The sequence below is a fragment of the Pseudomonas sp. NPDC089554 genome (assembly GCF_050280645.1).
In the GTDB taxonomy this organism is placed as follows: Bacteria; Pseudomonadota; Gammaproteobacteria; order Pseudomonadales; family Pseudomonadaceae; genus Aquipseudomonas.
Map to the genome: position 1 here is coordinate 1 of NZ_JBNNVR010000137.1, position 10,003 is coordinate 10,003.

10 protein-coding genes are annotated in these 10,003 nt (G+C 63.1%); 5 read left to right on the top strand and 5 right to left on the bottom strand.

The annotated features are described in order from the left end of the window. From ACQKPE_RS24895 to ACQKPE_RS24910, 4 genes are all read left to right on the top strand, one after another. The coding region (locus tag ACQKPE_RS24895) for an aminotransferase class III-fold pyridoxal phosphate-dependent enzyme (RefSeq protein WP_427669315.1) at positions 1-607 on the top strand (607 nt) is incomplete at its 5' end. Between the two features lie 145 nt (positions 608-752). Then, positions 753-2,099, top strand: a complete 1,347-nt coding sequence (locus tag ACQKPE_RS24900) for an HDOD domain-containing protein (protein WP_427669316.1) — start codon at positions 753-755, stop codon at positions 2,097-2,099. A 292-nt stretch (positions 2,100-2,391) separates the two neighbouring features. Beyond that, on the top strand, positions 2,392-2,748 hold the full coding sequence (locus tag ACQKPE_RS24905; RefSeq protein WP_427669317.1) for a DUF4190 domain-containing protein: 357 nt from the start codon (positions 2,392-2,394) through the stop codon (positions 2,746-2,748). A 27-nt stretch (positions 2,749-2,775) separates the two neighbouring features. After that, positions 2,776-3,237, top strand: a complete 462-nt coding sequence (locus tag ACQKPE_RS24910; RefSeq protein WP_427669329.1) for a DUF805 domain-containing protein — start codon at positions 2,776-2,778, stop codon at positions 3,235-3,237. 185 nt (positions 3,238-3,422) lie between these two features. Here the strand turns inward: ACQKPE_RS24910 and ACQKPE_RS24915 are convergent, their stop codons facing one another. Together ACQKPE_RS24915 and desA are read right to left on the bottom strand one after the other, a co-directional pair. Further along, complete coding sequence (locus tag ACQKPE_RS24915) at positions 3,423-4,409, bottom strand: GGDEF domain-containing protein (protein ID WP_427669319.1); 987 nt, start codon at positions 4,407-4,409, stop codon at positions 3,423-3,425. A gap of 140 nt (positions 4,410-4,549) precedes the next feature. Then, complete coding sequence (gene desA / locus ACQKPE_RS24920) at positions 4,550-5,734, bottom strand: delta-9 fatty acid desaturase DesA (RefSeq protein WP_427669321.1); 1,185 nt, start codon at positions 5,732-5,734, stop codon at positions 4,550-4,552. A gap of 148 nt (positions 5,735-5,882) precedes the next feature. Between desA and dibA the strand changes: the two genes are divergently transcribed. Next, positions 5,883-7,778 (top strand): phosphodiesterase DibA, encoded by a 1,896-nt coding sequence (dibA, locus tag ACQKPE_RS24925; RefSeq protein ID WP_427669323.1) that lies wholly within the window; start codon positions 5,883-5,885, stop codon positions 7,776-7,778. Positions 7,779-7,899: 121 nt separating this feature from the next. Here dibA and ACQKPE_RS24930 read toward each other — a convergent pair whose 3' ends face one another. The 3 genes from ACQKPE_RS24930 to ACQKPE_RS24940 form a co-directional block, all read right to left on the bottom strand. Further along, a complete protein-coding gene (locus ACQKPE_RS24930) occupies positions 7,900-8,544 on the bottom strand; it encodes a methionine ABC transporter permease (RefSeq protein ID WP_375098930.1) in 645 nt (214 codons plus the stop codon). Further along, the gene (locus tag ACQKPE_RS24935) at positions 8,534-9,643 is read right to left on the bottom strand and encodes a methionine ABC transporter ATP-binding protein (RefSeq protein ID WP_427669325.1); all 1,110 of its coding nucleotides are present in this window, start codon (positions 9,641-9,643) and stop codon (positions 8,534-8,536) included. Before ACQKPE_RS24935 ends, ACQKPE_RS24930 begins: the two co-directional genes overlap by 11 nt. 1 nt (position 9,644) lies before the next feature. After that, a partial coding sequence (locus ACQKPE_RS24940) for a MetQ/NlpA family ABC transporter substrate-binding protein (RefSeq protein ID WP_427669327.1) occupies positions 9,645-10,003 on the bottom strand: 359 nt, incomplete at its 5' end.

Genomic DNA, 10,003 nt, shown 5'->3' on the forward strand with positions numbered 1-10,003 from the left:
GGGCGGCGTCTTGCGCGCTGAGCAGGTCGTACTGGCCAAGGAAGTGGAACAGGTCTTCCAGCGCGTCGGCGTCCAGCGGCACGCCTGGCTCGGCAAGCAGATGTGCGTCGCGCCTGACCTGACCACCTTCGCCAAGTCCATCGCTGGCGGCTTCCCGCTGGCTGGTGTGTGCGGCAAGGCCGAGTACATGGACGCCATCGCCCCGGGCGGCCTGGGCGGCACCTATGCAGGTTCCCCGATCGCCTGCGCCGCGGCATTGGCCGTCATCCAGGTGTTCGAGGAAGAGAAACTGCTGGACCGCAGCAAGGCCGTTGGCGAGCGCCTCACCGCTGGCCTGCGCAAGATCCAGGAAAACAACCCGATCATCGGTGATGTTCGCGGCCTGGGCTCGATGATCGCCGTGGAAGTGTTCGAGAAGGGCACCCATACCCCGAACGCTGCCGCTGTAGCCCAAGTGGTCGCCAAGGCGCGTGACAAGGGCCTGATCCTGCTGTCGTGCGGCACCTACGGCAACGTCCTGCGGATCCTCGTTCCGCTGACCGCCGAAGATGCGCTGCTGGACAAGGGCCTGGCGATCATCGAAGAGTGCTTCGCAGAACTGGCCTGATAAAGTGTGACGCAGTTCAAAAAAAACCCGCTTCGGCGGGTTTTTTTTTATGCCCAACGCCGATTGCCGGCGCTATCGTTGTGACAGGACTTGCCTTGGAACCGCTGCCCCAGGCCGCACGTCAAGGATTACCAGGAGTTTCCCCATGAGCGCTGCAAACGCCGCCCCTCCTCTTGTATTGATTGCCGAAAGCGACCCTTGGGTGCGTGACATGCTCAGTGAAATGCTGCTGAGCGTACGCTGCGATGCCCAGGTAAAGGTGTGCGCCGACGGCTCGCAAGCCATGAGCGAGCTGGCCAGTAAACCCGACCTGATCATCGCCGCCCGCGAACTGGCGGGCATCGATGGCCTCGATCTGTTGCGCAAAGTGCGCGGCAAGAAGGACCAACCCGGCCTGCCGTTCATCCTCATGAGCGAGCGCAACGACAGCGCCAGCGTGAAGGAAGCGCTGCCGCTGCACCCCACCGCGTACCTGAGCAAACCGCTGAATATCGAGAGCCTGCGCAAACGATTGGAGCACCTGCTGCTGGGCGCGGGCGAGCAGGTCGCCTGCCCGGTGCCACCGCTGCAACCTGGTATGCAACTGCACCCCTACCTGGAACAGCGCCGCGCCACCGCCGACGGCGGGCCGCTGTTCGCTGATGTGCAGGTGGCGATCAAGCGCGCCCTCAACCCCCAGGGCCTGGACCTGCGGGTGCTGGAAGCCGAGGTGCGCAACGACCCGCAGATCACGGCGGTGCTCATCGCGGCTGCCAACAGTGCGGCCCTGCATCGCGAAGCACCAGTGCAAACCTTGCTGCAAGCGCTGAACAAGCTCGGCAGTACCCAGAGCATGAACCTGATCCTGGGGCTGACCCTCAAGCGCAGTGCGCGCCTGAGCGACCCGTTGCTGGCGCGCCAAGCCACCCACTTCTGGGACCTCTCGCTGCACACCGCCGAGATCGGTCGCACCCTGGCGCGCATGCTCGAGGTGGACGAAGAGCGTTGCTATTGCGCGGGCCTCTTGCATTGCCTGGGCGACCTGGCGGTGCTGCGTTGCTTGCAGGAGTGGCGCCTGGCCGGTGGCGAGTTGGACGAAGACCAGGTGCAAATCGCGCTCAACGAGTTCGGCGCGCCGTTCGGCTCGGCCCTGCGCACCCGTTGGCGCCTGCCGCTGTCGCTGCGTGAGCTGATCGCGGCGGTGTACCAGCTCGGTGGCGGGGTGTATTCGCGGGAGATCCTGGCGATGAACCTGGCGGGGCAGTTATCGCGGCTACCCGCGAGCCAGGGCTTGGAGAAGGTTGCCAGCAGCAAGACGGCTCGGCTGTTGAAGCTGGGGTTGCCGGAGTTGCGGCGGTTGCGCAAGGAGGAGGAAGTGCCGGCGGTGGTTGAGCCGGTTGTGGAGGAGGCGCCGATGTCAGAGGAGGTCGAGGCCGCACAGGAGAATGTCGCCGATGCGGATAGCTCGGGTGTCCTGAACGACGACTCCAGAGAGGCGCCGACGCAACCTTAGATGCATTAGCCCTGGCTCGACGCAATTGCCTACTTATGCGTGGGTCGGACGCGTCCTGCTGCTGGTGAGCGATAGGGTGCGCGGATCGGTCAGATGGCGAAGTTCTGACCATCCAGTCATTAATCAAGGCGCCGCGAGGCGCCTTTTTTGCGTCCAGTTTTTTCTGCAATCTGTTGATGCCATGCTTTCGCCGTCAATGAAATATTTGTTAACCCCGGCAGCAGGCTGCTCACGTGAGCGGTAAGGAACATCGATCAGAGATGCGTTCGTGGAACGCTCGAAAGGACTCTCAATGGCAATGGTCTTTTGCCGCGGTTGCGCACATCAGTTGCACGAATCGGCACATACCTGCCCACAATGTGGCGCTCCTCAATTCGCACAATCCCCCGACACACAGTCAACCGGTGGCCAAACGCCGTGGCTGGGTATCACGTCTCTGATCCTGGGCATTATCTGCGTCCTTTCATTGTTCGATGACAGTGAATGGGATAGCGAAACCCTGCTCGGCCTGAGCTTTTTCGCCAGCGTCAGCCTTATCACGGGCACCATCAGCATAAGCCAGAAGAAAACCGGTAATGGCCTGGCCATCGCCGGCGTAGTCATGTCTGGCGTAGCACTACTTTGTTTCATCGGATTGTGGACAAATTAACCAACTGTGAGGGAAAACCATATGAACATGGTGTTCTGCCGTGCCTGCGCCAAAGAAATTCATCAAACCGCATCGAGCTGCCCAGGTTGTGGCGCTACCCAACTCGCCACCGATGTCGGCACAACTAATGCCGCCCTCAGCCATACACCGATAACCTTCGGCAATGTGTTCTTCGAAGTCATGAAGAAATACGCCACATTCCAGGGGCGTGCGCGCCGCAAGGAATATTGGTTGTTCTTGCTGGTCAGCACCCTGATCTCATTCTTCATTGGTTTCGTCGAAGGCCTGGTCGGCGCACCACAGTTCCTAAGCAGCCTGTTCAGCCTGGTGGTACTCCTCCCCGGCATTGCAGTCGCCGTGCGCCGCCTGCACGACAGCAACCACAGCGGCTGGTGGCTACTGGTGCCTATCGTCAACCTGATCTTCATGATCCAGGAAGGAACCTCCGGGGCCAACCGTTTCGGTGCTGATCCTAAAGCCACCATTTGAGTGCGTCTTGGGCAAAACGACGAAAGCAGCCTGCTTAGACTGTGTAGAAACTAGCAATCTATCCGGCCTTTCAGGGAAATGCTCCGTATCGAAAGATACGGAGCATTTTTCGTTATGGCGTACAAGACAGGCGCAGCCCCGAAGCCAGGCCAGCATGAGCGAAACTGAAGCTCTGTGGCAGCGTTTCAGCCCCGCACGATCTGGTTCTTGCCCTGGCGCTTGGCCCGGTACATTGCCGCATCGGCGCGGGCATAGAGCTTGTCGAGCGCTTCGTCACCATCCTCGAGCCCAGTCAGGCCCTGGCTGACCGTCACGCCATAGGTCTGCTGTTCATGGGTGAAGCTCAGCCGCTGGATCTCGCGCTGCAAGCGCTCGGCGATCTGCTCGGCCACCTGCGCTGTGCAACCGGGGAACACCGCTGCAAACTCCTCACCGCCGATACGCCCGAACAAATCACCACGGCGTAGCACGGCCTTGCCACTGTCGGCGATGCTTTGCAGCACCTGGTCGCCTTCCTGGTGGCCGTAGCTGTCGTTGACCTGCTTGAAGTCGTCGATATCCAGCAGCAGGAACGACATCGGCGTGCCGTCCTCCCGTGCGCGGTCGAAGGCTTCCTGGGCGCAATCGAAGAAGTGCCGGCGGTTGCTGCTCTGGGTCAGCACATCGGTGGTGGCCAAGCGCTGCAATTCGCCTTCGAGCTGTTTCTTTTCGGTGATGTCCTCGGCGATGCCGACGATGATTACCCGGTCTCCCTCGCGCTGCTGGTTGATGAAGCACTTGTCGCTCAGCCAGCGCACCTCACCCATGGCATTGATGATGCGGTACTCGCGGTCTTCTACCGAGCCCTTGAGCAGCACTTGGGCCAGGCTGTGTTCGGCGTATTCGAGGTCGTCGGGGTAGATCGCGTCGCGCCATTCGTTGTAGTCGGCGAGTACCAGGCTGGCCGGGCGGCCAAAGATACGTTCGTAGGCCGGGCTTACATACAGTACTTGGCGGGTTTCCCAGTCGAAGGCCCAGAGCACGGCGTTAACGCTGTCGAGCAGGGAACTGTAGAGCTGCTCGCGCTCGCTCAGACGTGCCACTTCACCTTGGGCGTGCAGCAGGGCGAGCAGGGTCTGGGCCGCTTCGGGCGGCGTGGAGGCAGACAGTGGGGCGGGTGGATTCTTGGCCATGTGCACGGAACGAATCTCTTCAGAAAAGCGCGTGGGCACAGGGCGACCCGCCGCGCGGGCGATTTAATCCTTTCGAGTGAGAATTGGGACAATTGTTCCGAAAGAGCCGCCCCATTGCGGGGCGGCCCGATCAACGGCGGTCAGGCGGCGGTGGGGCGCAGGGAGTAGGTCTTGAGTTGCGCGGCGAAGTCACGAAGTGACTGGATACCGCTGGCCTCGGCTTCGTGTACCCACTCCTTGATGGCGGCCAGCATGTCGTGGCCGTTGGCGCTGGTCTGCGCCCAGATTTGCTGCAAGGCCAGGCGCTTCTCGTAGATGGTCTTCAACGCCTGGCTGTGCGCCAGCATCGACTCGATACGCACGTGGTGGCGCTCCTCCAGCAGGCTGGTTTCACGCGACAGCAAGCGCTTGGCGCGGCGGAAGCGGTGGCTCACGGCATCGTCGACCCGTGCCAGCTCCTGCTTGACCAGTGGCCCGATCACCAGCTTGCGGTACTGGGCCATGATCTGGAAGCGGTTGTTGAGGATGGCCATGGCGGTGTCCATGTCCAGGTGCGCCTTGCCCTCCACCCGGTGGGCGATGGGCGCTACGCGCTGCACCTTGGCCAGGCGCAGCATGGACAGCAGGCGGATCCACATCCAGCCCATGTCGAATTCCCAGCGCTTGACCGAGAGCTTGGCCGAGTTGGGGTAGGTGTGATGGTTGTTGTGCAGCTCCTCGCCGCCAATGATGATGCCCCAGGGCACCAGGTTGGTGGCGGCGTCCTTGCATTCGAAATTGCGGTATCCCACCGCATGCCCCAGGCCGTTGACCACGCCGGCGGCCCAGAATGGAATCCACATCATCTGGATAGCCCAGATGGTGATGCCGATGGTGCCGAACAGCAGCAGGTCGATCACCGCCATCAGGGTGATACCGGCGTACTTGAAGCGCGAATAGACATTGCGCTCGACCCAGTCTTCCGGGCAGTTCTTGCCGTAGATGCGCAGGGTCTCCGGGTTCAGTGCCTCTTCGCGGTACAGCTCCGCACCCTTGCGCAGCACTGTGCCCAGGCCCTTTTGTACCGGGCTGTGCGGGTCGTCGGGGGTTTCGCACTTGGCGTGGTGCTTGCGGTGCACCGCCGTCCATTCGCGGGTGTTCTGCGCGGTGGTGAGCCACAGCCAGAAGCGGAAGAAATGCTTGAGGCCTGCGTTCAGCTCCAGGGCGCGGTGGGCCGAGTAGCGGTGCAGGTACAGGGTGACGCTGATGATGGTGACGTGGGTCATCAGCAAGGTGACGCCGACCAGTTGCCAGGCCGACAGGTCGAGCAGACCGTAATACCACATGGGGCAAATACCCTCGGGATAACAAGGAAACAGGGGCCGATTATCCATTGGCGGGGAAATAAAACCAGTCGCCCTTTTTGATAGGAAGTCACGGGATGTTTCAGCCTTTATAATGCCCCATCATTTTTCAGGGGCTTACCCACCCGACATGTCTGTCTCCGCACGCGACGCCCTGCGCATGGCTGCGCTCTACCTGGTGCTTTCGGTCCTCTGGCTGGCGCTGTCCGAGGGTGTATTGCGGGGCATGACCGACGACCCGCTGGCGCTGACCGTCGGTCGGCAGATCAACGTGGTGGTCTGGGTATTGCTCAGCACTGCACTGATTTTCTTCTCCCGCGCCCGTCTGCTGAGTTTCATCGGCGTCGGCGCGCGCCTGCGCAACGAGGACCGCGAGCGCCTGCGCATGGCCGCAGCGGTGTTCGACTGCACCCTCGAGGGCGTGCTGGTGACCGACCGCGACGGCTTGATCGTGCACGTCAACCGCGCGTTCATGCGCATCACCGGCTATCAGCAGGACGAAGTGCTGGGCCAGCGCCCGAACAAGTTCAAGTCCGGCCGCCATGGCGCGTCGTTCTACCAGCAGATCTACGCCGCGCTGGACAACCAGGGCGAGTGGAGCGGAGAGATCTGGAACCGCCGCAAAAGCGGCGAGATCTACCCGCAATGGCAGACCATCCGCAGCATTCGCGATGAGCAGGGCGAACTCAGCCACTACGTGGCAGTGTTCAGCGATATCAGCGCCATCAAGCACACCGAGCAGGAACTGGCCTACGTCGCCCATCACGACCCGCTGACCGGCCTGCCCAACCGCCTGCTGTTCAACGACCGTGCCGAGCAGGCGCTGGCGTCGGCACAGGCCAACAAGCGTGGCTGTGCCCTGCTGCTGCTGGACCTCGACCACTTCCAGAGCATCAACGATGGCCTGGGCCACACCCTGGGCGACCAGTTGCTCAAGCATGTGGGCGAGCGTTTGCGTGAATTGCTCGGCAGCGGCGTGACCCTGGCGCGCCTGGGCGGCGACGAGTTCGGCGTGCTGCTGGAAAACTGCCAGCAGGTCGGCCAGGCCGCCTCGGTGGCCCAATCGATCATCGAACACCTGCGCGAGCCGTTCGACTTGGACGAGCAACGCCTGTTCATCAGCGCCAGCGTGGGTATCAGCCTGTTCCCCGCCGACGCCCTGGGCGCCGAGCAGCTGCTGCGCAACGCCGATGCGGCCTTGTTCAAGGCCAAGGGCAATGGCCGCGCCTGCTATGCGCTGTATACCGAAGAACTGACCACCCACGCCCAGCATCGCGTCGAGACCGCTGGCGAGCTGCGTCGGGCACTGGAGCAGGACGAGCTGCGGGTGTTCTTCCAGCCGGTGTATGACCTGTTCAGCTCGCGCATGGTCGGCGTAGAAGCGCTAGTGCGTTGGCAGCATCCGCAACGCGGCCTGGTGCCGCCGGGGGAGTTCATCCCTGTTGCCGAGCGTACCGGTCTGATTGCCGAGATCGATACCTGGGTGCTGCGCCAGGCGTGCGGGCAGATGGTGCAGTGGCAGGCCGAAGGGCGGGGGCTTGAGTTCGTCGCGGTGAATGTGTCCAGCCGCCTGTTCGGCCAGCGTGACCTTTATCCACAGGTGGCCCAGGTGCTGCACGAGACCGGCTTGGACCCTGCCTTACTGGAGCTGGAAGTCACCGAAAGCGCAGTGATGGACGACCCGGAGGTGGCGCTGGAGCAACTGCACCGCTTGCGCGAACTGGGTCTGCGGCTGGCGATCGACGATTTCGGCACGGGCTATTCATCGTTGCTGCGGCTCAAGCGCCTGCCGGTGCAGAAGCTGAAGATCGACCAGGGTTTCGTGGCTGGGTTGCCGCTCGATGAGGACGATGTGGCCATCGTCCGGGTCATCATCGCGCTGGCCCGCAGCATGGGCATGCAGGTGCATGCCGAGGGTATCGAGCAGGCCGAACAGGCGCGCTTCCTGCTGGAACACCAGTGCGAGCTGGGGCAGGGGTACTGGTTCGGGCGGCCGGTGCCGCCTTCTGACCTGCATTGGCCCTGATCGCGAACACGACACGGACCCTGTAGGAGCGGGCTTGCCCGCGAACCAGGGCGAAGCCATGGCCATACACCGCGGTGCCTGATTCGCGGGCAAGCCCGCTCCTACACGACCCGCGCAAGTTTCAGCGCTTGTTCAAGCCTTTGGCCAGCCGATCTCCGCCGAGCTGGATCACCGCCACCAACGCCACCAGCATGACGATCACTGTCAGCATGATCTGGCTATCGAACCGCTGGTATCCATAGCGATAGGCAATATCACCAAGCCCACCCGCACCGATCGCCCCGGCCATGGCCGAGGAGTTGATCATAGTCACCAAGGTGATGGTGAAGCCGCCCACAATCCCCGGTAGTGCCTCGGGCAGCAGCACATGCCAGATGATGTGCCAGCGTCGGCACCCCATGGCCTGTGCGGCCTCGATCAAACCATGGTCGACCTCACGCAGGCTCACCTCGGCAATGCGCGCGAAGAACGGCGTGGCAGCGATGGTCAGCGGCACCACAGCGGCCCACACGCCATAGGTGGTGCCCACCACCAGGCGGGTGAAGGGGATCAGTGCGACCATCAGGATCAGGAACGGGATCGAGCGGAACAGGTTGACGAAGGCGCCCAGCACCCGGTTGAGCAGCGGCGCTTCATAGATGCCGCCCTTGCCACTGGTGACCAGCAGCACCGCCATCGGAATGCCCGCCAGCAGTGCGATCAGCGACGATACGCCGACCATCAGCAGGGTATCGAGCAGGCCTTGTAGCAGGCGTTCAGTCCACATAGCCCAGCACCTCCACGTCATCGCCCCAGCGTCGGGCGCGTTCCAGCAGTTGATGGCCTTCGAGCGACGAGCCGCGCACGGCCAGTACAAGCTGTGCCAGGGCGCGTTCGCCGATGGTCTGCACGCCGCCCTGTAGAAGACGTACCTGCCCACCCAGGTCTGCGAACAACTCGGACAGTTCAGGTTCACCCAACCGCGTCAGGCGCAACACAGTGGCCGCGTCACGGCTGGCTGGGCTGGCGCGCAGGCTAGCCTGCAACGCGGCAGGCAGCTTGGCTTGCAGCGGTGCGAGCAGGGTGCGGGTGACCTCGTGGCGCTGTGCGCCGAACACCTGCCACACCTCACCCTGTTCGACCACCTGCCCGTGTTCGAGCACCACCACGCGCTGGCAGATATCGCGGATAACAGCCATCTCGTGGGTAATCAGCACGATGGTCAGGCCCAAGCGCTGGTTGATGTCGCGCAGCAGTTCCAAGATCGAGGCGGTGGTTTCCGGGTCGAGCGCCGAGGTGGCTTCGTCACACAGCAGGATCTTCGGGTCGTGCACCAGCGCCCGGGCAATGCCCACGCGCTGCTTCTGGCCACCGGAAAGCTGTGCGGGGTAGACATGGTGCTTGTGTTCCAGCCCCACCAACGTCAGCAGCTCGCGCACCTTGTGCTGGCGCTCGGCCTTGGCCACGCCGGCCACTTTCAGCGGCAGCTCGACGTTCTGCCACACGGTCTTGGCCGACATCAGGTTGAAGTGCTGGAAGATCATGCCGATGTGCCGACGCAGCTGTACCAGGCGGTCTTCGTCGAACGCCGCGATGTCTACCTGGTCGATCAGCACCCGGCCTTCGCTGGGCTGTTCCAGGCGGTTGATGGTGCGCAGCAGCGACGACTTGCCCGCGCCACTGCGGCCGATGATGCCGAAGATCTCGCCACGACGAATATTCAGGTCGATGCCTTGCAAGGCCGGTTGGCCCTGGCCGGGGTAGGTCTTGCCCAGGCCGATGAAGCGCACGTGGGCCTCAAAGACCTCCGGGCGCAGCACCTGCTCGCGGGCAGGCAGCGGCGCGGGCTGGCTGGTGGGCGCCCTGAGGGCGCTGGCGCTGCTCACCTCAGCCCTCCCAGCCGGCCTGGTAAAGGGTGCCGTGGGTCTTGTCGAGTGCGGCGCGTACGGCGGGCGAGTGTTGGTAGATGTCGATGAACTTGGCCAGGCGCGGGTCATCCTTGGTTTGCGGGCGGATGACGAACTGGATCACGTATTCCTTGTTCTCCAGGCCGTCGAACAGCAGGGCCGAGGTGGCGTCGAAGGTCTTGGCCAGGCGGATGTAGGCCGGGTAGCCCTGCACCAGGTCGGCGTCGTCGTAGGCGCGTACCAGCTGTACGGCCTCGACTTGCAGGTGGATCAGCCTGGGATACAGGGCGTGCAGGTCGAGGGGCATAGGGTGGGACGTCCAGGGCGACGGGAAGGCGT